This window comes from Planomonospora corallina (genome assembly GCF_042650625.1).
In the GTDB taxonomy this organism is placed as follows: domain Bacteria; phylum Actinomycetota; class Actinomycetes; order Streptosporangiales; family Streptosporangiaceae; genus Planomonospora_B; species Planomonospora_B corallina.
This window is the reverse complement of record NZ_JBHSBM010000047.1, coordinates 48,909-73,046: the sequence shown is the minus strand read 5'-3', so window position 1 is coordinate 73,046 and position 24,138 is coordinate 48,909. Positions and strand designations below refer to the sequence as shown.

Below are 24,138 nucleotides of genomic sequence, written 5' to 3'. Positions count from 1 at the left end.
TGAGGGAGACCGGGTCGATGCCCGCTCTGGAGGCCGAGGCCTTCTGCGGACCTTCGGCGGAAAACCGGTGACCCCCTTCCGCGGACCGGCCGGAGCCGGTCCGCGGAAGGTCAGGCGTCCTTCTCGGTGACACCGGCCGAGTCGAAGGTGGCCACCTCGTGCATGACCCGGGCCGCCGCGCAGACCAGGGGGTGCGCGAGCAGCCCGCCGGTCCCCTCGCCCAGCCGCAGCTCCAGCTCGACCAGGGGGCGCAGGCCGAGGTGCGCGAGCGCCACCGCGTGGCCCGGCTCGGCCGAGCGGTGCCCGGCCACGCAGTGGTCCACCGCGTCCGGGGCCAGCGCCGCGGCGGCGAGGGCCGCCGATCCCGCGATCACGCCGTCCAGGATGACCGGCACCCGCAGCGCCGCCGCTCCCAGGACGAACCCGGCGATCGCGGCGTGCTCCAGGCCGCCGACCGCGGCGAGCGTCCTCAGCGCCGCCTCCGGACCGGCGCCGCCCGCCGTCCCCGCAGGGCCGTCGGACAGCCCGTTCACCCGCAGCGCCCGGCGGACGACCTCCACCTTCCTGGTGAGGGTCTCGTCGTCGACCCCGGTCCCCCTGCCGGTCACCTCGGCGGCGTCCCGGCCGGTGAAGGCGCAGATCAACGCGGCCGAGGCGGTGGTGTTGGCGATGCCCATGTCCCCGGTGACCAGGCAGCGGGCCCCCTGGCCCACGAGCCTGCGGGCCACCGCGATCCCCGCCTCCAGCGCGGACACGGCCTGCCGCCCGGTCATCGCCGGCCCCTGGGACAGGTCCGCGGTGCCGTACGCGACCTTGTCGACGACCAGGCCCGGCGCGGGCGGCAGGTCGGCGGCGACGCCGACGTCCACGACCGTCACGGCGGCGCCGACCTGGTTCGCGAAGGCGTTGGCCACGGCGCCGCCGGCCAGGAAGTTGGCCACCATCTGCCGGGTGACCTCCTGCGGCCAGGGGCTCACGCCCTGGGCGTGCACCCCGTGGTCGGCGGCGAAGATGGCCAGCGCGGCGGGCTCGGGGATCGGGGGCGGGCTGACGGCGGCGATCCCGGCGAGCCGTACGGCCACCTCCTCCAACGCGCCCAGGGCGCCGCGGGGCTTGGTCAGCCGGTCCTGGTGGGCGCGCGCCTCGGCGACGGCGTCCGGATCGGCGGGCCGGATCTCGGCGAGGGTCTGTTCGAGGGTCGTCATGTCCCTCAGTGTCCCTGAAAAATCTCCGGAAAGCTCAGCGGGGGCCGGCGCCGAGCGCCTCCTCGTAACGTTCGACGACCACGTCGGCCAGGCCGTCGCAGTCCCCGATGACCTCCGCGCAGCGCACGTCCAGCTCGGGGTGACCGGCGGCGTACGCCATGGCCTGGGCCCAGACCTTCTCCAGCAGGCCTCCGGCGAACATCAGGTAGGGCAGGACGATCACCCGCCGGGCCCCCAGCCGGCGGCAGCGCTCGATCCCTCCCGGGACGCCGGGCGGGGTGACGGAGGCGAAGGCGGTCTCCACGGTGAGGTACTCGGGGACGAACGTCTCCCAGAACAGCCGCGAGACACCGTGCACGTCGGCGTTGACCGTCGGGTCGGTGGAGCCGTCGCCGACCAGGACCACGGCGGTGTCGCCGGGCTCGACCCGCTCCGGCTCGTCGTCGAGCGGTCCGCCGGCGGGAGCTCCCGCGGGGACGAGACGGAGGCGGGGCACCTCGGCGGCCGCGTCCGCCAGCCGTTCGGCGAGCAGCGCGAGGATGCGGGGGTCGCGGCCCAGGGGGCGGCCGTGGTCGCAGTCGAGCGTCGGATGGCGCTCCTGCTCGCGGGCCATCGCCGCGGAGACCTCGGTGCCGATCCGCAGGTCTCCCGCCAGGCTCAGCGGGAGCACCACCAGGCGGTGGTGACCGCGTGCGACCAGCGAGGTGACCGAGTCGCTCAGACGCGGCCTGGCCCGGGTGACGAACCCCCCGGAGACGTCGGCGGCGACGCCGTCGAGACGGCAGCGGAGCCGGTGGACGAACCGGCCGAACTCGGCGGATGCGCCGTCGTCGAGCGAGCCCTGCCCGATGAGCAGCAGCGGCGGCTTCATGAAACAGGACTCCAATGACCTTGACCTGGAAATACGCAACGGCGATCGCCGAGGATAGTCCATGACGGCCCGCTCGGGACAGGTCACGGAGCGGTGATCTCCCCCAGATCGCGGCCGCCGCCGCGGTCGCCGTGGTCACGGTCTTCTCCGTCGTCACGGTGGCCGTCGCCGTCGTCACGGTCGTCGCCGTCGCGGTGGTCGGAGTACACGACGAAGACCGGTCCCGCGGCCGGGAGGCGGCGCGCTCCTCCGCTCCCGGGCACCAGCCGGGCCGACCGGATCTCCACGCCCTCGGCCCGGCGGCCGTGCCCGCGCAGGACGTCCAGCGCGGTGAACGCCTCTTCGGCCGCGGGGAGGGCGCAGACCAGGGAGCGGGGCCCCGCGGCCGCGCAGGCCGCGATCACCTCGGGGTCCGCGCCGCGGAGGAGGACGGCGTCCGGGGCGGCCAGCGGCTCCAGCGCGGCGGGCGCCCGCCCCCTGGCCAGGGCGACCTTCACCCCGTGCGCGAGGACGTTGCGGCGCAACCTGGCGCAGGCCTCCTCCTCGGACTCCACCGCGATCACGGCCGCGCCGAGCAGGGCGCACTCCACCGCCACCTCCCCGCCGCCCGCGCCGATGTCCCAGACCAGGTCACCGAGGCGGGGGCCGAGTCTGGCCAGCACGAACGCCCGGACCTCCGGGCTCAGCGCGCCGCCGGAGCCGCCACCGGGACCGGCGCCGGGGCCGTCGAAGTCCCGTGCCCAGCCGGCGGGGCCCGGCCGGGCCCCGGCCACCCACACGGGCCCGGCGGGGCCGCGGTGCAGCGGGTCCAGGACGAGCACCACGTCGGGGTTCTTCCACGGCCGCGTGGTGGCCTCCCCCATCCGGCTGTGCACGACCCGTTCGTCCGGGCCGCCGAGGTCCTCGCAGACGATCAGGGCGCGGGGGGTGGTGGGGGCCAGTTCCCTGGCGATCTCGGCGGGGCCGACCCCGGGGGAGACGAGCACGGCGACCTTGGGGTGGGCCCGGCAGGCGTTCGCCACCCGGTCGAGCCGGTCCCCCGTCACCACCAGGGCGTCCTCCCAGGACAGCCCGGCCCGGGCGAAGGCCCTCGTCACGAGGGAGGGCCCGGGGAGCACCTCGGGTGCCAGGCCGCGGGCGCGCAGCTCCGCGACCACGCCGAAGAACCCGGGATCGCCCTCGGCGAGCACGACCAGCCGGCCGCCGGACTCCCGGTGGGCGTCCACGGCCCGGCGGAGGGGGCCGCCGACCACCCTGGCCCGGCCCGGCAGCGGGCGCAGGCGCGCCAGGAGCCGGTCGGGTCCGGTGAGCAGCGTGGCCTCCTCCAGCCGGGTCCGTGCCCGTGCCGGAAGCTCCCGTCCGCCGACCCCGACAACTGTGATCATCGATGCTCACCGTCCTCGCCCTCCAGGGTGACGGCACGGCGCCCATCAGGCCAGTCCGGCTTTCCGGTGGGCTCTCCGGCGGGGCTCGCCGGTGCGGGGAGGGCGTCCCCGGGGGAGGCGCGTCCTCCCTCCCCCGCCGGGGAGGCGCCTGGCGGCGCACCGGCGCAGCCTGCATGTTTGCTCCGGACCGGCCGGGTATGGGTGTGGATTATCCGCAGCGTGAGAGGGGTGACTCCTGATGGAACGCGGCAGTGCCAAGCACGGTTCGCGACTGGACGAGCAGCAGAAGCACGAGACCGAGGGGATGACCCGTAGCGGAGGCACCACGCATGCCGAGGAGTGGAAGGAACCCGAGCCCATGCCCGCTTCCGGCGAGGGCGGTCTGTCGCGGTCCGCGTCCCGGCCGTCCGACCGCGAGCCGGGCGCCCCGGAGGGGATGACCTACGAGGACGTGGAGCGCCGGGGCAACCTGGCCAAGTGGATCAGCGGTACCGGCGTCTTCCCCGCCGACCGCGACACCCTGCTGGCCCGGGCCGAGGAGCAGGGCGCGCCGGACTCGGTGATCGCCGCCGTCCGGTCGCTGCCGAACGCGACCTTCACCAACATGGCCGACGTCGCGCAGGCGCTCGGATACGGCACGGAGGAGCTCGGGTCCGTCACGGACAAGAAGGATCAGGGATGAAACTGGACATGCTCCGGCCCCTGTACGAGCGGGAGGGGCCGTACGCATCGGCGTACCTCGACACCGACCGTGCCGTGGAGCAGGGCGGCGACCAGGTCGAGCTGCGCTGGAAGGCGCTCAGCGAACAGCTGGCGGACACCGACAAGCCGACCCTGGCGGTCATGGAGAAGCTGTTCACCGACGTGAACGCGGCCGCGCCGGGCCGTGCGGCGTTCGCCGCCGGGGGCGAGATCCTCTACACCGAGGCGCTGGCCGAGCCGCCCAGACGGGCGACCGCGCGCTGGTCCCCGCTCCCGCACGTCATGCCGCTGCTGGCCCAGCGGGGTGAGAACGTGCCGCACGTGCGGGTGATCATCGACCACCTGGGCGCGGACGTGGTCACGGTCGGTCCGGGCGCGCCCCGCCGTACGTCGGTGCAGGTGCAGGACTGGCCGCACCAGAAGACCGCGCAGGGCGGATGGTCCCAGCGGCACTACGAGAACAACGTGGAGGAGACCTGGGCGCGCAACGCCCGGGCGGTGGCCGAGGCGGTGGACGAGGAGGTCCGCCGGATCGGGGCCGTGCTGGTGGTCGTCGCGGGTGATCCGCAGTCCCGGCCGCTGCTGGTGGAGAAGCTCGGCAAGGAGGCCTCCGACCGGCTGGTCGTGGTGGACCACGGGAGCCGGGCCACGGGCAGTGACCCGTTCCCGTTCAACCAGGACGTGGAGTCCGCCATCGACTCCTGGCTGGAGGGGCGGCGCACGGAGCTGCTGGAGCGCTACCAGGAGGGCTCCACGAAGGAGCTGGCGGTCTCCGGCCTGTCCGCCGTGGCCTGCGCCCTGCGTGAGGGCCGGGTGGACACCGTGCTGATGGTCGACCGGCCGGACTCGGACGCCCTGGTGTGGATCGGCCCGGAGGGCGGCCAGCTGGCGGCGGAGCGCGAGGAGATGCAGGAGTGGGGCGTGGCCGAGCCGCGGCAGGACCGCGCGGACGCGGCGCTGGCCCGGGCGATCTCGGCGACCGACGCCGAGCTGTGGTTCGTCCCCGAGCTCGACGCTCCCGGCGAGATCGCCGCGGTGCTCCGCTTCTGAGCTCCGGCGGCGCTTCCGAGATCCTGCGACGCCGCCGCGTCTTCTGGACTCCGCTTCCGAGGCTTCCGAGGCTTCCGAGGCTTCCGAGTTCCTGCGACGCCGCCGCGCCTCCGGCCGCTCCCGTGCCCTCCTCACCGGCCGCTCCTCTCACAGGCCTCCGGCCGGTCCGGTCTCCTGACCTCCGGCCGGGCCGGGAGGGGGGACGGGGAGCGGCGGGATGACGGTGGGCGCGGCGTCGCCCGCCTCGAACGAAGGGGCGTCAAGCGACGGAGCGTCGGGCAACGTGGCGTCGAGCAACGTGGCGTCGAGCGGCGGTACGGGGAAACTCGGCGGGGTGACGGAGTCGGCGACGCGGCAGGAGGCCCCCGAGCAGGCGGTCAGGGCGTCGAGCTGGCGCTCGAACCGGGCGATCACCGACTTCGGCACCCTGGCGGCGAGGTTGCGCAGCTGGTAGGGGTCGGCGAGGAGGTCGTAGAGCTGGTATTCGCCGGTCTCGTAGCGGACGAAGGTGTGCCGGGCGGTGCGCATCGCCGTGTAGGCCGGGATCACCACCTGCCCTGTCGGCCTGGTGGGCCGGTGGAACTCGACCAGCACGTTCCGCCGCCAGGAGAGCGGGGTCCGGCCGCGCAGGAGCGGGAGCAGGGAGCGGCCCTCGACGAAGGCGGGGAGCCGGGCTCCGGCGAGCGCGGCGAAGGTCGGGGCGAGGTCCACGGTGGAGGCGACCTCGCGGACGGTGCGGCCGGGCCGGACGCCCGGCCCCCGCACGTACAGCGGCACCCGGATCGACTCGTCGAACGGGGTGGTCTTGCCCTGGGGTAGGCGGTGCTGACCCAGGTGGAAGCCGTTGTCGGAGCCGAAGAACAGATAGGTGTTCTCCAGTTTCCCGGCCGCGCGCAGGGTCCGGACCAGAGAGCCGACCAGGTCGTCCACGCCCAGCATGGCCCGGAGCCGGTCGCGGTACATCTCGTCGATCTCCGCCGTCCGCTCCGGGGTCAGCCTCTTGCGGCCGCGCAGCCACTCGGGCTCGGCGGAGACGTCCTCCTGGTCGAAGGAGGGGCTGCGCGGGGCCGTGTGTCCGGCGAAGGCGCCGGCGTGCCGGTGGGCGTGGTTGGCCGGCAGGTGCGGGGCGACCGGCGCGAGGTAGAGGAAGAACGGCTCGTCGCCCTGGGAGACGAACGCGTCGGCCTTCGCGCTGAGCACGTCGGTCAGGTAGTCCTCGGGCTCGTGGCCGTAGGCCCTGAGCCTGCCGTTCTCGTTGAGCGTGTAGCCGTACTCGTCGTACAGCCCGCGGACCGGGACCTGCCACTCGTCCCAGCCGCGGGGCACGTGCGTGGCCGGGACGGCGCCGCCCGGGTAGTGGTTGAGGTACTTGCCCATCAGGCCGGTGCGGTATCCGGCCCTCTTCATCCAGACCCCGATATTGGAGCGTTCCAGTCCTTTCCCGTGGAAGCGCTCGAACCCTCCTTCGGGTGCCGTGTTGGTCAGAACGCCATGGCTGTGGACGTACTGGGAACGCAGGATCGACGCCCGGGACGGGCAGCACCAGGAGTTCGGCACGAAGAACCGGTCGAAACCGGTACCCGAGCGGACGAACTCGTTCCAGATATTCGGAAACTTCTCCAGGTCTCCCACCCCCAGGTCGTCCACCAGGACGAACACGACGTTGGGCCGGGGCACCACCTCGGCCGCGGCCGGAAAAGCCGTGGACGCACCCAGGGTGAGCAGGGGAAACAAGCAAAGAGCCTTACGGACGGTGTTCAGCACAGTCTCACGTTTCCCCAAAGCCCCGCTCTCGACACCGGGCCTTTCGCCAAGTGAAATAGAACCTGTTCCAATACGAAGTCGTACCCGGACGGAAGGCGCGACCGTGAGCACCGATCTGAAGCTCGGCCTGAACCTCGGCTACTGGCAGCGCGACCCCCACGACGCGACCGCGCTCGTGCAGGCCGCCGAGCGCCTGGGCTACGACTCCGTCTGGACCGCCGAGGCCTACGGCAGCGACGCCTTCACCCCCCTCGCCTGGTACGGCGCGCGCACCTCCCGCATCAAACTGGGCACCTCGGTCGCGCAGATCTCCGCCAGGACCCCCGCGGCCACCGCGATGACCGCGATGACGCTCGACCACCTCACCGGCGGCCGGCTGCTGCTCGGCATCGGCGCCTCCGGCCCCCAGGTGGTCGAGGGCTGGTACGGCGCGCCGTTCGCCGGGCCGCTCGCCCGCACCCGCGAGTACGTGGAGGTCATGCGCCGGATCTGGCGCCGCGAGGGACCGGTGACCGCGGACGGCGAGCACTACCCGCTCCCGGCGCGGCCCGGGGACCACCCCGGGGTCACGGGCCTCGGCAAGCCGCTGAAGCTCATCACCCGCCCGCTCCGCCCGGACATCCCCCTCTACCTCGGCGCGGAGGGACCGCGGAACGTCGCCCTCGCCGCCGAGATCGCCGACGGCTGGCTCCCGCTGTTCGCCTTCCCCGAGAAGATCGAGCAGATGTACGGGCCGTCGCTGGCCGCCGCCCGGCCGGGATTCGACATCGCGGCCATGGTGATGACGGTGGTCACCGACGACGTGCGGGCGGCGCTGGACGGGGTGAAGACGATGCTCACCCTCTACATCGGCGGCATGGGGGCCCGCCACCGCAACTTCCACGCCGACATCATCGGCCGGATGGGCTACGCCGACGCCGCGGCGCGGGTCCAGGAGCTCTATCTGGCCGGGCGCCGGGACGAGGCGTTCACCGCGATCCCGGACGAACTGGCCGACGGCATCTCCCTGGTCGGCCCGCCCGGCCGGATCCGCGAGCGCCTGGAGCCGTGGCGCAAGAGCCCCGTGACCAGTCTGCTGGTCATGGGGCCGCTCGACGAGTCCTCCCTGCGCACGGTCCGCGACCTGGTCCTCGGCTGACGGCTCCGCGCACGGTCCGCGACCCGGTCCTCGGCCGACGGCCTCCCGGCCCGGTCCCCCGCCCGGCGTACGGCCCGGCGCCCGGCGCCCGGTCCGGTTCTCAGTCCGGGCACGGCGCCGGATTCTCGGTGACCGACCGGAGCACCGGGGCGCTGGCCGCCCCCGCCCCGATCACCCCGGCGAAGCCGAGGACCACGCACGCGAGCAGGATGGCCAGTCCCCTGGCGTTCACCCCGGTGATCGCGAACGGGAGCGCGCAGAACACGCCGACCGCGATGGAACCCCCGCCCATGACGGTCAGCGGGATGAGCGTCTCGGCCCGCCGGGCCCGGTCGAGGAGCCGTAGCGGGGTGCCCGCCAGATGGAGCAGCGCGTAGGTCTGCCGCCGGTCGAGGACCGAGGAGACGGCGGTGATCCCGGCGCTGACGGTGGCGACCAGGAACGAGACCGTCAGCACCACGACCGTCCCGGTGCCGATGTCCTCGATCAGCGTCAGGCCGAACCGGTCCTCGTCGGCGGCGGAGGTGGCGCTCCGGCCGGGGACCAGGCCGTCGAGCGCGGTGCGGGCCCGGTCGGCCTGCGCCGCGTCCGGGCGGGCGGGCGCCGTACCGCCGTCCGCCCGCGCGCCGTCCCCGGCACTCCCGGCGCCTTCACCGCCCCCGGCCTCCCGGGCGCTCCCGGCGCCTTCGGCGTCCCCTGCCTCCCGGGCGTCGCCGGCGGCCGTCCCGGTGCCGAGCGCGACGACGAGTGTGCGTTCCCTCCCCTCTCCGGCGACCTCGGTCCTGGCGCGCACGCCCGCCGCAGCCAGGCGTTCGCGCGCCTCCCCCGCCAGTTCCCCGGCCCGCTCCGCCGGGACCGTGATCCGCAGCCGTGTGGAGTCCGCCTCGCCGAGCAGGTCGGACGTCGGACTCAGCAGCAGCATGAAGCCCGCGACGAATCCGGTCAGGGCCACCCCGCTCACGGTCCGCCAGGCCGCCCTGGGATCGTCCACCAGCCGCCGTCCGGCCAGCAGCCGGGCGGGCCCGCGTGCCAGGCGCACGGTGACGCGGCCGATCACACCGACCACCCACGGCCCGGCCAGGTTGATCGCCAGGAAGGCCAGGCCCAGCACCCCCGCGATCACCCCGGCGCCGGCGCCCGCGCTGAGCGCGGGCACCGCGGCCAGTACGGCCAGCAGCGCGACGACCCGGACGAAGCGCATCGCCGGTGGTGTCTCCCGCCTCGCCACGCCGAGCGGGCTGACCACGACCCGGCGCAGGCCCGCGACCGCGGACAGGCCCACGAGGAGCGGCACCGTCGCCGGCACGGCGAGCGCGTAGGGCAGGCCCGGCCACAGGTCGGCGGCGAACCAGGGGCCGCCGCCGATCTCGATCCGGGTCAGGAGCGGGATCAGCAGGCCGTACAGGAGCGCGCCCGCGACCGCCCCGGCGGACGCGGTGATCATCGCCTCGGCGGCGGTCATCGCGACCACCTGGCCTCCGGTCGCGCCGACCAGCCGGAGCGCGGCCAGCCGCTGGTCCCGGCGGGCCACCGTGAGCCGGGCCGCCGCGCCCCCGAACACCAGCAGCGGCACGACCATCAGCACGGTGGCGATCAGCGCGAGCGCCTGGTAGCCCTGCGCGTCGAAGGACGGCTTCCCGGTGAAGTCCGAGATCCGCGTGGGCGCGACGCCCTCGCGCGGCCCGTCCGTCTCCCGCCCGTCCCGCCCGTCCCGCCCGGCGAGCACCGCGGCGTCCGGCGCCCATCCCCGCACGGCGACCAGCTCACCGGGGTGGACCAGCCCTTCGTCCCCGACCGTCCCTCCGCCCTTCCCGGCGAACCGGGCGGCCAGCTGGTCGTCCGGGAGCCTGTGGGCGAGCTCGGCCAGCGCCGGGGAGAGCCAGACCTCTCCCGGCGCGGGGAAGCGCTCCAGCCCCGGCGGCACAGGCGCGTCCGGGGTGAGCGCGGCGAGCTCCACGACGGTGATCCGCTCCTCGCGCACGTGGTCGGTGCGCACGGCCTGGACGGCGACGGCCTCCCCTCGCGCCGGGACCGGGTTGCGCCACGCCTCCCGGTCGCTCCGTCCCTGGAAGGCGAGGTTGACGGAGACCGCGAAGAGCAGCAGCGCGGTGGAGACCGCCACCGCCACCGCGGTCAGCGCCGCACCCAGCATGCTCCGGCGCCCGCCGCCGCGCAGCAGCCGCCAGCTGAGCCCCGGCAGCGTCCTCAGGGCCCCCAGGGTCCTTCCGGCCATCACGCGCCCACCCCGGTCAGGATCCGGCCGTCACGGACCTCGACCGTGCGGCCGCACCAGCGGGCCACCTGCACGTCGTGGGTGACGACCACCAGGGAGGCGTCGTTGCCCCGGGTCGCCTCCACCAGCAGGCGCATCGTGTCCTGGCCGGTGGCGTGGTCGAGCGCGCCGGTCGGCTCGTCGGCGAAGACCACCGCGGGCCGGGTGACCAGCGCGCGGGCGATCGCCACCCGCTGGGCCTGGCCGCCGGACAGCTCGCCGGGCCGCCTCCCCTCCAGCCCGGCCAGGCCGAGCGGGCCGAACCACTCCCGGGCCCGCCGTACGGCCTCGCCCCGGGACGTCCCGCCGAGCATCAGCGGCAGGGCGACGTTCTCGTCGGCGGGGAGCTCGGGCAGGAGCTGACCGAACTGGAAGACGAACCCGAACCGGCTGCGGCGCAGCGCGCTGCGCTCCCGCTCCCCCATCGTGTCGATGCGCTGCCCGAGCAGGCGCACCTCCCCCTCGTCCGGCTTCATGATCCCCGCCAGGCAGTGCAGCAGGGTCGACTTGCCCGACCCGCTCGGCCCCATGACGGCCACGGCCTCGCCGCGCCCGATCGCCAGTGCGGCGCCCGCCAGCGCCACGGCCGGTCCGAATCGCTTGACCAGGCCGGATCCTTCGAGAACAACAGTCATGCCGAGCACTCTCGCGGGCGGCGGGGAGCCGGCGGATCGGCCGGGGGTGCGATCCGGAGGGTCCGGGATCGACCGAAAGTCGGATCAGCCCGGAACCTGGCAGAATCAGCCGGGTGACGATTCGGGTGCTCATCGCCGACGACCAGGAGCTGGTGCGGACCGGCTTTCAGATGATCCTGGACGCCCAGCCGGACATGGAGGTCGTGGCGACCGCCGGGGACGGCGCCGAGGCGGTCGAGCAGGCCCGGCGCCTACGGCCCGACGTGTGCCTGCTCGACATCCGGATGCCCCGGCTGGACGGTCTGGAGGCCACCAAGATCCTGGCCGGGCCGGGCGTCCCCGACCCGATGCGGGTGGTCATCGTCACCACCTTCGACCTGGACGAGTACGTCTACGGGGCGCTGCGGTCCGGGGCGACCGGGTTCCTGCTCAAGGACAGCGGGCCGACGCTGCTGATCGAGGCCATCCGCGCCGCCGCCGCCGGGGACGCCCTGGTCTCCCCGTCGGTGACCGTGCGCCTTCTGGAGCACCTGGCCCACCCCCCGGCCGGCCGTTCCCGGCCGCCCGCCGAGCCGCTGACGGAGCGGGAGCTGGACGTGGTCCGGCTGGTGGCGCGGGGCCGGACCAACCAGGAGGTCGCCGCCGAGCTGTTCGTCTCGCTCTCGACGGTCAAGACCCACCTGGGGAGCATCCAGGCCAAGCTCGGGGCGAGGAACCGCGTGGAGATCGCCGCCTGGGCGTGGGAGTCCGGCGTGGTGAGTTGATTGGCGCGGCGGCAGGCGGGATAGAAGAAGGGCAAGCCCTTCAGCGCATGCCCGGGGGGAGATTCACATGCGCCCTGTCCCGCCGCCGAGCACGAGGTTCGCCTCGCTCGTCCACGCGGCCCTCGCCCTGCAGGTGACCGCGGTCGCCGCACTGACCGTGTTCGAGCAGGTGCGGGGCCGGCGGCTGGCCCGGGAGATCATGGCCCTCGGCGGCGATCCCCGCGCCCCCGGCGCGCAGGCCCTCGGCGGAGCGGTCACGACCTTCGCCGTCCTGGTCCTCGCCGTGGCCGTGACCACGGCCGTCGCGGCCGTCGCCTACCTGGCCTGGCTGGTGCGGGCCACGCGGAACGCCGGCGCCGCCTCCGGAGCCCCCGCCGCCTCCCGGACCCCCGCCGGCTCCCGTGCGCCCTCGGTGGCTCCGGTCGTGGCGGGCTGGCTCGTGCCGGGGCTCAACCTGGTCGCCCCGCCGGTGCTGCTGGACCGGGTCTGGCGCGACTCCCGCCCGCAGGCGGACCACCGCGGCCGCTGGCTGGCGCTGCTGGCCGCCTGGTGGCTGAGCTGCCTGGCCGCCCTCGTCCTGCTGCTCCGGCTCCCCTTCGTCCCCGGGGGCCCGGACCTGACCGGCATCGGCCCGGCCGAACTGGCCGCCGTGGCCGCGGCCGCCCTGCTGTGCGGGCTGACGGTCCGCAGGGTCACCCGGATCCAGACGGAGAGCGCCCTGCGGTTCCGGACGACGGCCGGGCGGTTCGACCCGGAGCTGCCGGGCCTGGCCTACCAGGGCTTCTGACCGCACGGCCCGCCCCGCCTTCCGCCCCGCCTTCCGCCCCGCCTCCTGTCCCGCCCTCCGCCCCGTCCCGGCCGCTCCCCTCACTGCCGCTCCCGCCTCGGGCCGAGCCCGCGCGGGGATCTCGGTACGCTGAGCTCCCCATATGACGGCATTTGCGGTTAGGTATCACGGTGAACAACCTCACTCCGGGCGAGCCCCTGCAGATCGGGCGATACCGCGTGCTCAGCCGGCTGGGCCGGGGCGGCATGGGCACCGTCTACCTCGGCGAGGCCCCCGACGGCCAGCGGGTCGCCCTCAAGGTGATCAACTCGGAGTACAGCCAGCACGAGCAGTTCCGGATGCGCTTCCGGCGGGAGGCCGACGCGGCCCTGCGGGTCCGCCGGTTCTGCACGGCGGCGGTGCTGGAGGCCGCGCTCGACGGGGACCAGCTCTACGTGGTGACCGAGTTCGTCCCCGGCCCGAACCTCGAGGAGGCCGTACGGTCGGGCGGCCCGCTCCGGGGCTCCAGCCTCGACGCGCTCGCGGTCGGCGTGGCCACCGCGCTGACCGCCATCCACGGGGCCGGGGTCGTGCACCGCGACCTCAAGCCGTCCAACGTGCTGCTCTCCCCGGTCGGGCCCCGGGTGATCGACTTCGGCATCGCCCGCGCCCTCGACACGCTCAGCGGCGTCACCGGGACCGGCGAGATCATCGGCACCCCCCGCTACATGGCCCCCGAGGTGCTGCGCGGCGAGCCGGTCTCCCCCGCGTGCGACGTGTTCTCCTGGGGCTGCCTGGTGGCGTTCGCGGCGAGCGGCCGGGCGCCGTTCGGCGGTGAGGCGCTGCACGCGGTGCTCTACCAGGTGCTCAACACCGAGCCGGTGCTGGAGGGCATGGAGCCGGGCCTGCGCGGGCTCGTGGCCCTCGCCATGGAGAAGGATCCGGCCCGCCGGCCCACCGCCCAGCAGCTTCTCGACCACATGGTCGGCCGGTCGGCCGCGCCCGAGCAGACCGCGCACTCGGTCCAGGCGGCCTGGCAGCAGAGCCCGCCCACGCTGCGGGAGACCGTCCCGTGGGGGGAGGCCGGGCCGCAGGAGCAGCCGGGCGCGCAGACCGGCTGGAACCGCCAGGACGCGCCCGCCGGACCGGGCGTGCACGGCGGCCGTACCGTTCCCGGCGGACGGCAGGGGCCGGTCGCGTATCCGGGGGCGCGTCCCGGGCAGCCGGGACCTGGTCAGCCGGGGACCGGCCGGCCCGGGCAGGCGGGCGCCGCCGCGGCGACGACCCGGCGCAGGAAGGTGATCGCCGGGGCCGCGGTCGCCGCCGTGGCCGCGGCCGCCCTCGGCGCAGGCGGCTACCTGGCGATGACGTCGGGCGGACCGCCGGACGACCTGCCCCTGCTCTACCAGGACGACTTCACCCAGAGCGGCACCGGCTGGAGCGGCGGCGCCTACGACGGCCAGACGTCCCGGTACGGCTACGCACCCGAGGGCTACTACGCCATGGACGTCGACGGGGACGACGCCGTCCGCCGGGAGACCGCCCCGATCCCCTTCGTGCCCGCACCGCCCACCCCCTCTCCCGGTTCCACGGCCAGCCCCACCCCCGTCACCCCCGCCCGGCTGCTCCTCGGCGTCACGGCCGGGGTGCGCGGCGGCAGCAGCGGCACGGGCGAGTACGGGCTGTTCTGCCGTGGCGAGGACGACATCAAGGCGACCCGGTACGAGTTCCTGCTCGACACCTCGGGCAGGGCCCGCATCCGCAGGACCGTGAAGAGCGCCGGAGGCGACCTCGCCGAGCCCGTCCAGCTGGATCTGGACAAGGGCAAGCCCGTCCGGATCCAGGCCGAGTGCTCGGGCGGCGCCGAGGGGGTCCGGCTCACCATGTGGGTCGACGGGACCGAGGTGCAGTCGGTCCTGGACGGCAACCCGCTGCCCAACGGCGAGGTGGGCATGATCGCCCGGGTCGGGGAGAAGAGCGGCGCCACGCTCAAGGCCTCGTTCGACAACTTCACGCTCCACGGCCCGGCCTCCGCCGGGCAGCCCTGAGCGGGTGAAGAGAATGACCGATCCGAGGCTGGGGAGGATCGAACCAGCCGTTCCAGCGAAGGAGTTGCCGCGATGCGCGCCATAGTCGTCTCCGCCACCGGCGGTCCCGAGGTCCTCGCCTACTCCGACTATCCGGACCCCGGCCTGAACCCGGGCGAGGTGCTGGTCGACGTCGCCGCCAGCGGGGTGAACTTCATCGACGTCTACCACCGGATGGGCCGCTACCCGCTCTCGCTGCCCTTCGTGCCCGGCAACGAGGGCGCCGGCACCGTCGCGGCGGTCGGCGAGGACGTCGAGGGCGTCTCCGTCGGCGACAAGGTGGCCTGGGCGAACGTGATGGGCAGCTACGCCGAGAAGGCCGTGGTCCCCGTCTCCCATCTCCTCATGGTCCCGGAGGGGGTGGAGGCCGAGCTGGCGGCGGCCGTCACGCTCCAGGGGCTCACCGCGCACTACCTGACCCACTCGGTGCACGAGGTCAGGCCCGGCGACGACGTGCTGGTGCACGCCGCGGCCGGGGGCATGGGCCTGCTGCTCGTCCAGATCGCCAAGCTCCGCGGCGCCCGGGTGATCGGCACGGTCTCCACCGAGGAGAAGGAGGATCTGGCCCGCCAGGCCGGCGCCGACGAGGTCCTGCGTTACAAGGGTTTCGCCGACGCGGTCCGCGACCTGACCGGTTCGGGCGTGCACGTCGTCTACGACGGGGTGGGGGCGACCACCTTCACCGAGAGCCTCGCCGCCCTGCGCCCGCGCGGCATGATGGCCCTGTACGGCCAGGCCAGCGGCCCGGTCCCGCCGATCGACCCCCAGGTCCTGGCCCAGGAGGGCTCGCTGTTCCTGACCCGCCCCAGCCTCGGCGCCTACATCGCGACCAAGGACGAGCTCGCCTGGCGGGCCTCCGACCTGTACGGCTGGCTGGCCTCCGGCAAGCTGCGGGTGCACGTCTCCCAGCGCTACCCGCTGGCCGAGGCGGCCCGGGCCCACGAGGACCTCGAGGCCCGCCGCACCACCGGCAAGCTCCTGCTGATCCCCTGACCGCTCCCGGCGCGGCCGCACCCGGCTCGGGACGGCCGCGCCCCCTCCCCGCACACGGCCGCCGCCCCCTCCCGTGAGGCGGCGGCCGGGCGCCCTCCCGGCGGCTCCCCGGCTCCCGCGGGTCCCGGTCTCCCCCGCGGGTCCCGGCTGCTCCGGGCCGGCGGGAGCGCCCGCGCCGCCGTACGTCACTCCGGTGCGTCCCGCTCCCCCAGCCCGACCGGGAACGCGTCGAAGTGCACGATGACGCGGGCGGTGCCCGGGGCGTCCTCGGGCCGGTCCTTCGCCTTCTCCCGGTGGGCGTCGACGACCCGGGCGACCTCCCGGACCAGGTCCGCCAGTTCCTCCCGGGTCAGGCGCAGGACGGCGCGCAGGTCCAGCGTGGCCTCGATCCACTCGCGCGGGGTGCTCCGCGACTCCTCCAGCCAGCGGCCGAGGTCCTCGCCACGCCTGCGGACGATGTCGGCGAGCACCAGCTCGGCGGCGTCCCTGGTGTCGGGGTCGCGGCGGAAGCGATCCCCGTCGAAGCCGAACGGACGGGCCCGCCACCAGCGCTCCTTCCCCTTGCCGCGCTCCGGGGCGTCCTCGATGAGGCCGTACCGGGCGAGGCTGCGCAGGTGGTAGCTCGTCGATCCGGTGCTCTCCCCGGTCCTGGCGGCGAGCTGCGTCGCCGTGGCGGGACCGTCGCGCTCCAGCAGCTCCAGCAGCCGGAGCCGTACGGGATGCGCGAGCCCTTTGAGCGACGAGGCGTCGAGTTCACGGCTCTTGTCATCCATCGTTTGCAGCCTTCTCTTTGCAAAGAATCATTTGCATACTTCCCTTTGCATACACGTTACCGGGAGCAGGCATGTCACGACGATCCTTCCGCCGGTTGTGGACCTCCTCGGCGCTGTCCAACACCGCCGACGGCGTCGTCGTCGTCGGCCTGCCGCTGCTGGCGGTCGCGCTGACCCGCTCGCCGTTCCTGGTCGCGCTCGTCAGCGCGGCGGCGACGCTCCCGTGGCTGCTGCTCTCACTGCACGCGGGTGCGCTGGCCGACCGGCACGACCGGCGGCGGATGATGATCGTGGCGGCCTGGGCGCGGGCGGGCGTGCTGGCCGCGCTCACCGCGGCGGCCTGGCTGGGCGCGCTGCACCTTCCGGTGCTGCTGGCCGGGGCGCTGCTGCTGGGGGCCGCCGAGGTCTTCGCCGACACCTCCGCGCAGTCCGCGGTGCCGATGACCGTGCCGCGCGAACGGCTCACCGGCGCCACCGGCAAGCTCGTCGCAGCGCAGACTGTCGGCAACAACTTCCTCGGCGCCCCGCTCGCGGGCGTCCTGGCCGGGATCGGCGCCGCCGTCACGCTCGGGGTGCCCGCCCTGCTGTACGCGGCGGCGGGCGGGGCCGCGCTCGGCATGCGCGGGCGCTTCCGCGTCGAGAACCCCTCCACCCGCCCGCTCCGCGCCGACATCGCCGAAGGACTGCGCCACCTGTGGAACCACCGCGTGCTGCGGAGCCTGGCCGTCTTCGCGGGCGTGCTCAACTTCGCCAACGACGCCTACTTCGCCGTCTTCGTGCTGTGGGTCGTCGGCGAGGAGTCCCGGGTGGGTCTCACCCCCGCCGGGTACGGCGTGCTCGCCGCGCTCCTGGCCGTGGGCGCGGTGGCGGGCTCGCTGGTGGCCGAGCGGCTGGCCCACCGGGCCGGGCAGGTCAGGACGGTGATCACCGTCAACCTGGTCAACGGCTCCCTGCTGCTGGTCCCCGTCCTGCTCCCCACCGTGGCCGCCGTCGCCGTCACCGCCGTGCTCCTCGGCCTGACCAACGGCGTCTCCAACACCATCCTCGTCTCGCTGCGGCAGCGGCTCGTCCCCGAAGCGCTGATGGGCCGCGTGCACGCGACCGTCCGCCTGATCGGCATGGGCTCCCGGCCGCTGGGCGCGGCGGCGGGCGGCCTCCTCAGCGCGGCGGCCGGGCTCCCCGCCGTGTTCTGTGCCGCCGCCGTGCTGTGCGTCCTGACCGTCCTGCTCGTCTCCCGCACCGTCACGACCCGGTCGGTCGCCGCCGCCGAGACCGAGGCCGCCGTCGGGCACGCCGTCGCGCCCTCTCCTGAGGCCTTCCCCGGCTCTTTCCCGGGGCAGTCGCGATGAGGGGCCTTGTCCGCACCGCTCAGGTCCGCCGCTCCGGCCCCAGAGGCTGGGCCGGCCAGTCGAGGAGGCGGGCGCCCAGCACGGCGGTCTCCAGAGTGAACCGCTGGGTGGCGTCGTCGGGCGAGAAACCGGTGAGGCGGCGGACGCGCTCCAGCCGGTAGGTCACCGCCCGGGTGCTGACACCGAGCCGGCGGGCGGCCGCCGCCTGGTTGCCCTGGACCGCGAAGACGGCCTCCAGCGTGTCGAGCAGCGGCCCTGGGCCGCCCCTGGCCGTCAGCAGCGGACTCAGCACGGTCGTGACCAGGTCGTCGATGGCCTCCCGGTCCCGCAGCAGGACGGGGAAGACCAGCAGGTCGGCCGCCTTGAGCACGGAGGCGCGCAGCCCCAGCCGGTCCCCCAGCTCGATCGCGTTTCCCGCCTCCCGATAGGAGGCGACCACGCCGCCGGGCCCTCGGTGCGCCCGTCCCACCCCGATCCGCCAGCCGGATTCGAAGGCCTGCCGCACGTGGTGGGCGAACTCCCCCGTCGCCGCGGTGAGGCTGCCCGGCGCGACGCAGACCAGCAGCCCGTCCCGGGCCGCCACCAGCACGTTGTGCGAGCCGAACCGTGCGGTCAGAGCCTCCTCGATCCGCCGCACCACCGGATCGCCGTCCCGCAACGCCCCGGCCTCCCCTCCGCCGGTCCTGCCGGCCCTCCCACCGGGCCGGTCGACGCCTCCGCCGGACCGGCCGTCCCTCGCGCGCACCGCACCGGACGCCTCCGGACCGAGACCGGCCTGCGCCGGGCCGGACGCCGCGGAGCCGCCCCCGCCGACGCCGGGCCGGGCGGGTGCGGCCGGACGGGCCACCGCCACCACGTAGGACTCCGCGAGCCGGAGACCGAAGTGCTCGGCGCGCTCGGCGAGCCGTTCGGCCCGCCCGTGGAGCAGGTCGTCCACGAACTCCCGGCGGGCCGCCTCCTCCTGCCGGATCGCCAGCCGCTGGGCGTCCTCGTAACCCTCCATCAGCGCGGAGACCGCCCGCCGCAGCGCGGTGAGCACGGACGAGGGGAGCGCGCCCGCGGAGCGCTCAGCCGGGCCGGAGCCGCCCGCCTTCTCCGGACCGGCCTGCTCGGCCATGGCCAGGGCGGCGTCGACCAGTTCCCGCAGCGGCAAGCCGATCTCGGCGGCCCGCGCCCCGGCCGCCCGGTAACCGCCGAGCACCTCCCTGCCGGGCAGCCTCCCCGTGGCGGCCGCCTCGCGCAGCGTCCGGAGGTGGCCGCCGAGCAGGCCGGCGGCCACCCCCGCGGCCTCGTCCATCAGATCCCCACGTCGCGCCGGTCGAACAGGAGCACCGCGGCGGCCAGCAGCACCGCGGTCGCTCCGGCCAGCACGAGATAGTCCCCCACGGGGAGGCCCTCGTAGAGCGGCCGGCCGTCCAAGTAGTAGTGGAACGGGGAGATCCAGCGCAGCCAGGAGATCGCGTCCACGTTCCTGCCCATGGTCTCCACGACGTAGCCGCCGACCGCGAGCGCCCCGACGACCGCCGTCGCCGCCCCTCTGCGGCCGGTGGCCGCGCCCACCGCCAGGGCGAGCGTGCCGAAGAACAGGCCGAGCAGGAAAGCGCCGGTGTGCGCCGCCAGGATCCTGCCCGCGGGGACGTCCATGTCGACCGCCGCCGCCAGGCCCCAGGCGAGCAGGAAGGTCGCCGCGGCGACGGCGAGCAGCCCGAGGGCCACGGCCGCGAAGCGCTCGGCCACCAGCCGCCTGCGGTCGACGGGGAGCGTGACGGTCAGCTCCAGCGTTCCGGACTCCTCCGGCCGGGCGATCGCCCGGTTGCCCAGGACCGCCGCGCAGCCGATGAACAGCATCGGCCCGAACAGCTGGTAGACGACGCTGTGGAGATATCCGAGCCCGGAGGTGAAGTCCTGGAGCCCGCCCAGCAGGTCGCGCAGCACGTCTGGATACTTGGCCAGGGCCTGCGCGCCGTAGATGTCCTGGTTCTCGGAGATGTTCGGATAGATCGACAGATAGAGCGCGAAGAACGCGCCGATGCCGACCGTCCAGCCGATCAGCGACCTGCGGTAGTCCCGCAGGCTCTTAGCCAGCAGCGCGGGCATGGCGTCCCTCCTCGTCGTTCTCGCTGTAGTACGCCAGGAAGATCTCTTCCAGGTCGGGTTCGGCGCTGGACAGGTGCACGACGGTGAACCGCGCCGCAGCCTTGATCAGCGCGTCGGGCCGGCCGTCGAGGGTGCAGCTCAGGCTCGCGCCGTTGATCCGCAGGTCCCGCACCCCGGGGAGGTCCTCGAACGCCTCGGCCGGCACCGGGGCGTCGAAGTGGAGCTCCAGGCGGCGCACCGCCTTCTCCTTCAGCGCCGCGACCTCCTCGACCGCGACCAGTCTCCCGGCGCGGACGATGCCCACCCGGTCGGCGACGTCCTCCACCTCGGCGAGCACGTGCGAGGACATCAGCACGGTCCGGCCCGAGGCGCGCACCTCACGGACCATCGCGAGGAACTCCTGCTGGACCAGCGGGTCGAGGCCGCCGGTCGGCTCGTCCAGGATCAGGAACTCCGGCTCGTGCATGAACGCCTGGATCAGGCCGACCTTCTGCTTGTTGCCCTTGGAGAGCTTGCCCATCGGCACCGACAGGTCGGCCTCCAGCCGCTCGGCGAGCTCCGTGATCCGGCCCGGGCGCACACCGCCGCGCACCCCGCCCAGGAAGGCGAGGTACTCGCCCGCCCGCTCCCGGCCCTCCAGAGCCAGCTCACCGGGGAGATACCCGATCCGCGCCCGCACCCGCGGGTCGCGCGGGTCCGTGCCCAGCACTCTCGCCCGGCCGCGGGTGGGCCGGATCACGTCGAGCAGGAGCCGGATGGTGGTGGTCTTGCCCGCGCCGTTCGGGCCGAGATAGCCGAACACCTCTCCGGGGAGGATCTCCAGGTCGAGATCCTCCAGCCCTCTGCGCCTGCCGTAGAACTTCGTCAGTCCTTCGGTCTTCACTACCGCTGTCATGCCTCAGATCGTGCCCTGCCGCCGCTGGCCGGACCATGACCGGTTCTTGACACTTGCCCCCGTCTTCGTTGCCCGGTTCCGGAACGCTCCGCCGCTCCGGAGCGCCCCGTGGCCTCCGTACGCCGCCGGGCGCACCGGAGCCGTGGACGCGCACCCCGGTTCCCCTGCGGTGACCGCCGCCGCCGGCGGCGTCAGCCGCGCAGGACCTTCCAGAGCACGGCGGGGCGCATGAGCGCCGACGGCGGGTCGTACAGGCCGCTCACCCGGCTGAAGGCCACCGCCACCTCCGGATCGCGCCCGGCGACCCGCTGCATCCGGCGCAGGTAGCCGTCGAGCAGGCGGCTGCCCGGGGTCCTGCGCTCCCCGGCCTCCCGCAGGGCCAGGTCGGCCCCGGTGGACATCCGCCAGGCGGGGTCGAGCACCGCGGCGGCGGCCGCGAAGTGGCGGCGGGCCAGATCGTCCGTGCCGTCGCGCAAGCAGTCGCGGAGCGCGAGCGCCCCCAGCGCGCCGATCGTCATGCCCTGGCCGTAGATCGGGTTGAAGTTGCAGACCGCGTCGCCGACGACCAGGAGCCCTTCGGGGAAGCGGTCCAGCCGTTCGTACCTGCGGCGCACGCTCGTCGGGACCCGCACCGTGCCGATCCCGCCCAGCGGCTCGCCCTGCCGTACCGCCCTGGCCACGTCGGCCGGGGCGGCCTCGTCGAGCCAGGAGAAGAAGCCCTCCGGGTCGTCCGGCGGGCGTACCCCGGCGCTCCCGCAGAGCGTCACCAACCACCGGTCGCCCTCCACCGCGCAGAGCGCGGCCCCCTTCAGGTGCCCCGGATGGGTGCCGATGATGATCATCCGGTCCCCGTTCAGGGCTTGGCCGGGGATACGGAGGTACCAGGTGGAGTAGGCGACCTCGACCCTGACCGTCTCCTCCTCCGGCCGGTCGAAGCCCATCTCGTCCAGCCAGGCGAGCGTGCGCCCGCCCCGGCCCATCGCGTCCACGACGAGGTCCGCGGCCAGCTCCCGTTCCCCGCCGGCGCCGGCGACCCTGACGCCGGCGACCCGGCCGGGTCCGGTCACGACCCCGGTGACCTGGGTGCGGTCGGCGACCGTCAGGCGGTCCAGCGCGCGCGCCCGCCGCCGGACGTGGTCCTCCAGGAACGGCCGGGTCGCGGAGACCCCCCGCGCCCCGGTGGGCGTCCGGGCGAACTCGTGACCCCCCATGATCATCCGTATGTCGGCGATCATCTCGTACGGCACCGCCCCGCCGGCCGCCATCTCCGCGGACAGGCCGGGGAAGAGCTCCTCGATGGCCTGCAGGCCGCGGGGGAGCAGGGCGTGCGCGTGGAATCCCTGGGGCACTCCCCTGCGGGGGCCGTCGCCGTCCAGCGGGTCGCGTTCGACCAGGGTCACCCGGTCGTAGAAATCCGTCAGGACCCGGGCCGCGAGCAGCCCGCCGATCCCGGCTCCGAGGACGACCGCGTGCTCTCCTGATCTTCGCGCCATGAGGCGCAATCTGCCGGAAAAGCCGGAAGATATCGAGACTTGACGGAAAGCAAGCGATCACTTATCGGGCTGCCCCGCCCAGGACCGGGCTACCAGTCCTGGGAGAGCCCGGACATGCGGCGGAGGTACTCGTCCTCGTCGATCTCACCGGCCGCGTAGCGCCGCCTCAGGATCTCCTTCGGATCCTCGGCGGCGAACCTTCGGCGCACCCGGGAGACATGGAACATGAGGGCGAGGCCGAGCACCACCGCGACGACCACCGCGATGACGAGGAGCACCACCGCGAGCCGGGCGATCACCGTTCACCGTCCATGCCCCCATTCTGCGAGAAATCCGGCGCCCCGTGCAGGGGGCCGCCGGGCGGGAGCAGCGGCAGACCCTCGGGGGCGCCGCCCTCCAGCAGCCGGAGCAGGGCCTCGGTGTCCACGTGCCGCTCGACGAGGTCACCGAGGGCGTCCAGGCGCTGCTCGCGCAGCGCGGCGAAGCAGGTGTCCGGCGCGGGCGTGAAGTCACGGCCGGAGGCGGCGGCCACCTCACGCAGGAACGCCCGGCGGAAGTCGTCGTTCTCCAGCGCCCCGTGCCAGGTCGTCCCCCAGGCGGTACCGGACCGGCAACCGTCCAGGAACGGCTCCGCCCCCTCGTCGGGCGTCACCACGCCGTGGTGGATCTCGTAGGCGGCCACGCGGCAGCCGTACGCCTCGCCCACCGGGCGGCCCAGCGTCTTGTCCGGAGCGAACTCCACCTCCGCGGGCAGCAGCCCGAGACCTTCCACCAGCCCGGCGCCCGACTCGACGTCGTCGCGGATGCTCCGGGCCAGCATCTGGTAGCCGCCGCAGACGCCCAGCACCACCCGGCCGCGCAACGCCTCGGCCAAGCCGCGGGCCCGCAGCCACGCCAGGTCGGAGACCGTGGCGCGGGAGCCCGGCAGCACCACCAGATCGGCGTCGTCCAGCTCGGCGGGGGACGTCACGAAGCGCACCACCACCCCCGGCTCGGCCGCCAGCGCGTCCACGTCGGTGAAGTTGGAGATGCGCGGCAGCCGGACCACCGCCACCCGCAGCGTCTGCCTGCCGTACGGCGTGCGCGCCGCGGCCGTCGGCCGGCCGTCCAGGGCCAGGGAGTCCTCGACGTCGAGCCAGAGGCCGTCCAGCCACGGCAGCACCCCGTACACCTCGCGGCCGGTCAGCTTCCTGAGCATGTCGAGGCCCGGCTCGAGGAGCTCGCCCGCCCCCCGGAACTTGTTGATCACGAATCCGGCGACGAGCGCCTGGTCGGCGGGCTCCAGCAGCGCCACCGTCCCGTAGAGCGAGGCGAAGACCCCGCCCCGGTCGATGTCCCCGACCACGACGACCGGCAGGTCCGCGGCCCGCGCCAGGCCCATGTTGGCGATGTCGCCGCGGCGCAGGTTGATCTCCGCGGGACTGCCCGCCCCCTCGCAGACCACCACGTCGTAGCGGTCCCGCAGCCGCGCCAGCGCCCCGACCGCGATCTCCCGGAGGTGGTCCTTGACCTGCCAGTACTCCATCGCGTCGACGTCGGCGAGCGGCCGGCCCATGACCACCACCTGGCTGCGCCGGTCGCTGCCCGGCTTGAGCAGGATCGGGTTCATGTCCGCGCTCGGCTCCAGCCCGCACGCGGCGGCCTGCACCGCCTGGGCCCGGCCGATCTCCGCGCCGTCGGCGGTGACGAAGGAGTTGAGCGACATGTTCTGCGCCTTGAACGGCGCGACCTTGACCCCCCGCCTCGCCAGCCACCGGCAGATCCCGGCGGTGACGACGCTCTTGCCCGCGTCGGAGGTCGTCCCGGCGACCAGCAGCGCGCCTCTCATCCCCTGTGCCCGCCCTTCCCTCCGGCCGCCGTCCCCGGCGCCGGGCTCCGCCGTACTCCGCCCGGGATCGC

21 protein-coding genes are annotated in these 24,138 nt (G+C 74.7%); 8 read left to right on the top strand and 13 right to left on the bottom strand.

From position 1 onward, the window contains the following. Nucleotides 1-110: 110 nt before the first annotated feature. From cobT to cbiE, 3 genes are all read right to left on the bottom strand, one after another. Complete coding sequence (gene cobT / locus ACFOWE_RS29790; protein WP_377293682.1) at nt 111-1,205, bottom strand: nicotinate-nucleotide--dimethylbenzimidazole phosphoribosyltransferase; 1,095 nt, start codon at nt 1,203-1,205, stop codon at nt 111-113. Nucleotides 1,206-1,239: 34 nt separating this feature from the next. Next, entirely contained in the window at nt 1,240-2,076 is an 837-nt protein-coding gene (locus tag ACFOWE_RS29785; RefSeq protein WP_377293680.1) for a sirohydrochlorin chelatase, read from the bottom strand. 83 nt (nt 2,077-2,159) lie between these two features. Beyond that, on the bottom strand, nt 2,160-3,461 hold the full coding sequence (gene cbiE / locus ACFOWE_RS29780) for a precorrin-6y C5,15-methyltransferase (decarboxylating) subunit CbiE (protein WP_377293678.1): 1,302 nt from the start codon (nt 3,459-3,461) through the stop codon (nt 2,160-2,162). Nucleotides 3,462-3,699: 238 nt separating this feature from the next. On the opposite strand from cbiE, the gene ACFOWE_RS29775 reads away from it, so the two are divergent. Together ACFOWE_RS29775 and ACFOWE_RS29770 are read left to right on the top strand one after the other, a co-directional pair. Continuing rightward, nucleotides 3,700-4,143, top strand: coding sequence for a DUF2795 domain-containing protein (locus ACFOWE_RS29775; RefSeq protein WP_377293676.1), 444 nt, complete (start codon nt 3,700-3,702; stop codon nt 4,141-4,143). Continuing rightward, the gene (locus ACFOWE_RS29770) at nt 4,140-5,213 is read left to right on the top strand and encodes a baeRF2 domain-containing protein (protein ID WP_377293674.1); all 1,074 of its coding nucleotides are present in this window, start codon (nt 4,140-4,142) and stop codon (nt 5,211-5,213) included. The genes ACFOWE_RS29775 and ACFOWE_RS29770 overlap by 4 nt, the downstream gene beginning before the upstream one ends. Nucleotides 5,214-5,360: 147 nt before the next feature. On the opposite strand, the gene ACFOWE_RS29765 is transcribed toward ACFOWE_RS29770, so the two are convergent. Then, nucleotides 5,361-6,947: a sulfatase family protein gene (locus ACFOWE_RS29765; RefSeq protein ID WP_377293672.1), complete on the bottom strand. Its 1,587-nt coding sequence runs from the start codon at nt 6,945-6,947 to the stop codon at nt 5,361-5,363. 133 nt (nt 6,948-7,080) lie between these two features. Here ACFOWE_RS29765 and ACFOWE_RS29760 point away from each other — a divergent pair, with 133 nt between their 5' ends. Continuing rightward, entirely contained in the window at nt 7,081-8,115 is a 1,035-nt protein-coding gene (locus ACFOWE_RS29760; protein WP_377293670.1) for an LLM class F420-dependent oxidoreductase, read from the top strand. Between the two features lie 100 nt (nt 8,116-8,215). Here ACFOWE_RS29760 and ACFOWE_RS29755 read toward each other — a convergent pair whose 3' ends face one another. After that, nucleotides 8,216-10,348: an ABC transporter permease gene (locus ACFOWE_RS29755; protein WP_377293668.1), complete on the bottom strand. Its 2,133-nt coding sequence runs from the start codon at nt 10,346-10,348 to the stop codon at nt 8,216-8,218. Then, nucleotides 10,348-11,022, bottom strand: a complete 675-nt coding sequence (locus ACFOWE_RS29750) for an ABC transporter ATP-binding protein (protein WP_377293666.1) — start codon at nt 11,020-11,022, stop codon at nt 10,348-10,350. Before ACFOWE_RS29750 ends, ACFOWE_RS29755 begins: the two co-directional genes overlap by 1 nt. A gap of 113 nt (nt 11,023-11,135) precedes the next feature. On the opposite strand from ACFOWE_RS29750, the gene ACFOWE_RS29745 reads away from it, so the two are divergent. From ACFOWE_RS29745 to ACFOWE_RS29730, 4 genes are all read left to right on the top strand, one after another. Then, a complete protein-coding gene (locus tag ACFOWE_RS29745) occupies nt 11,136-11,786 on the top strand; it encodes a response regulator transcription factor (RefSeq protein WP_377293664.1) in 651 nt (216 codons plus the stop codon). 67 nt (nt 11,787-11,853) lie between these two features. Next, entirely contained in the window at nt 11,854-12,573 is a 720-nt protein-coding gene (locus ACFOWE_RS29740) for a DUF4328 domain-containing protein (RefSeq protein WP_377293662.1), read from the top strand. A 170-nt stretch (nt 12,574-12,743) separates the two neighbouring features. After that, entirely contained in the window at nt 12,744-14,600 is a 1,857-nt protein-coding gene (locus ACFOWE_RS29735; RefSeq protein WP_377293660.1) for a serine/threonine-protein kinase, read from the top strand. A gap of 72 nt (nt 14,601-14,672) precedes the next feature. Next, nucleotides 14,673-15,632: a quinone oxidoreductase family protein gene (locus ACFOWE_RS29730; RefSeq protein ID WP_377293658.1), complete on the top strand. Its 960-nt coding sequence runs from the start codon at nt 14,673-14,675 to the stop codon at nt 15,630-15,632. Nucleotides 15,633-15,817: 185 nt separating this feature from the next. Here the strand turns inward: ACFOWE_RS29730 and ACFOWE_RS29725 are convergent, their stop codons facing one another. Beyond that, nucleotides 15,818-16,405, bottom strand: a complete 588-nt coding sequence (locus ACFOWE_RS29725) for a helix-turn-helix domain-containing protein (RefSeq protein ID WP_377293656.1) — start codon at nt 16,403-16,405, stop codon at nt 15,818-15,820. A gap of 71 nt (nt 16,406-16,476) precedes the next feature. Between ACFOWE_RS29725 and ACFOWE_RS29720 the strand changes: the two genes are divergently transcribed. Beyond that, complete coding sequence (locus ACFOWE_RS29720) at nt 16,477-17,754, top strand: MFS transporter (RefSeq protein WP_377293654.1); 1,278 nt, start codon at nt 16,477-16,479, stop codon at nt 17,752-17,754. A gap of 19 nt (nt 17,755-17,773) precedes the next feature. On the opposite strand, the gene ACFOWE_RS29715 is transcribed toward ACFOWE_RS29720, so the two are convergent. The 6 genes from ACFOWE_RS29715 to ACFOWE_RS29690 form a co-directional block, all read right to left on the bottom strand. Further along, the gene (locus tag ACFOWE_RS29715; RefSeq protein ID WP_377293652.1) at nt 17,774-19,051 is read right to left on the bottom strand and encodes a PucR family transcriptional regulator; all 1,278 of its coding nucleotides are present in this window, start codon (nt 19,049-19,051) and stop codon (nt 17,774-17,776) included. Then, the gene (locus ACFOWE_RS29710) at nt 19,051-19,851 is read right to left on the bottom strand and encodes an ABC transporter permease subunit (protein WP_377293650.1); all 801 of its coding nucleotides are present in this window, start codon (nt 19,849-19,851) and stop codon (nt 19,051-19,053) included. The genes ACFOWE_RS29715 and ACFOWE_RS29710 overlap by 1 nt, the downstream gene beginning before the upstream one ends. Beyond that, on the bottom strand, nt 19,832-20,746 hold the full coding sequence (locus ACFOWE_RS29705) for an ABC transporter ATP-binding protein (protein WP_377293648.1): 915 nt from the start codon (nt 20,744-20,746) through the stop codon (nt 19,832-19,834). The genes ACFOWE_RS29710 and ACFOWE_RS29705 overlap by 20 nt, the downstream gene beginning before the upstream one ends. A 191-nt stretch (nt 20,747-20,937) precedes the next feature. Continuing rightward, complete coding sequence (locus ACFOWE_RS29700) at nt 20,938-22,239, bottom strand: FAD-dependent oxidoreductase (RefSeq protein WP_377293646.1); 1,302 nt, start codon at nt 22,237-22,239, stop codon at nt 20,938-20,940. An 89-nt stretch (nt 22,240-22,328) separates the two neighbouring features. Further along, complete coding sequence (locus ACFOWE_RS29695) at nt 22,329-22,538, bottom strand: SHOCT domain-containing protein (RefSeq protein WP_377293644.1); 210 nt, start codon at nt 22,536-22,538, stop codon at nt 22,329-22,331. After that, entirely contained in the window at nt 22,535-24,067 is a 1,533-nt protein-coding gene (locus ACFOWE_RS29690; protein ID WP_377293642.1) for a cobyric acid synthase, read from the bottom strand. The genes ACFOWE_RS29695 and ACFOWE_RS29690 overlap by 4 nt, the downstream gene beginning before the upstream one ends. Nucleotides 24,068-24,138 lie beyond the last annotated feature (71 nt).

Coding starts and splice junctions, on each gene's coding strand:
- cobT (WP_377293682.1), bottom strand. CDS start 1,205: ATGACGACCCTCGAACAGACCCTCGCCGAGATCCGGCCCGCCGATCCG.
- ACFOWE_RS29785 (WP_377293680.1), bottom strand. CDS start 2,076: ATGAAGCCGCCGCTGCTGCTCATCGGGCAGGGCTCGCTCGACGACGGC.
- cbiE (WP_377293678.1), bottom strand. CDS start 3,461: ATGATCACAGTTGTCGGGGTCGGCGGACGGGAGCTTCCGGCACGGGCA.
- ACFOWE_RS29775 (WP_377293676.1), top strand. CDS start 3,700: ATGGAACGCGGCAGTGCCAAGCACGGTTCGCGACTGGACGAGCAGCAG.
- ACFOWE_RS29770 (WP_377293674.1), top strand. CDS start 4,140: ATGAAACTGGACATGCTCCGGCCCCTGTACGAGCGGGAGGGGCCGTAC.
- ACFOWE_RS29755 (WP_377293668.1), bottom strand. CDS start 10,348: ATGGCCGGAAGGACCCTGGGGGCCCTGAGGACGCTGCCGGGGCTCAGC.
- ACFOWE_RS29750 (WP_377293666.1), bottom strand. CDS start 11,022: ATGACTGTTGTTCTCGAAGGATCCGGCCTGGTCAAGCGATTCGGACCG.
- ACFOWE_RS29740 (WP_377293662.1), top strand. CDS start 11,854: ATGCGCCCTGTCCCGCCGCCGAGCACGAGGTTCGCCTCGCTCGTCCAC.
- ACFOWE_RS29730 (WP_377293658.1), top strand. CDS start 14,673: ATGCGCGCCATAGTCGTCTCCGCCACCGGCGGTCCCGAGGTCCTCGCC.
- ACFOWE_RS29725 (WP_377293656.1), bottom strand. CDS start 16,405: ATGGATGACAAGAGCCGTGAACTCGACGCCTCGTCGCTCAAAGGGCTC.
- ACFOWE_RS29720 (WP_377293654.1), top strand. CDS start 16,477: ATGTCACGACGATCCTTCCGCCGGTTGTGGACCTCCTCGGCGCTGTCC.
- ACFOWE_RS29715 (WP_377293652.1), bottom strand. CDS start 19,051: ATGGACGAGGCCGCGGGGGTGGCCGCCGGCCTGCTCGGCGGCCACCTC.
- ACFOWE_RS29710 (WP_377293650.1), bottom strand. CDS start 19,851: ATGCCCGCGCTGCTGGCTAAGAGCCTGCGGGACTACCGCAGGTCGCTG.
- ACFOWE_RS29705 (WP_377293648.1), bottom strand. CDS start 20,746: ATGACAGCGGTAGTGAAGACCGAAGGACTGACGAAGTTCTACGGCAGG.
- ACFOWE_RS29700 (WP_377293646.1), bottom strand. CDS start 22,239: ATGGCGCGAAGATCAGGAGAGCACGCGGTCGTCCTCGGAGCCGGGATC.
- ACFOWE_RS29690 (WP_377293642.1), bottom strand. CDS start 24,067: ATGAGAGGCGCGCTGCTGGTCGCCGGGACGACCTCCGACGCGGGCAAG.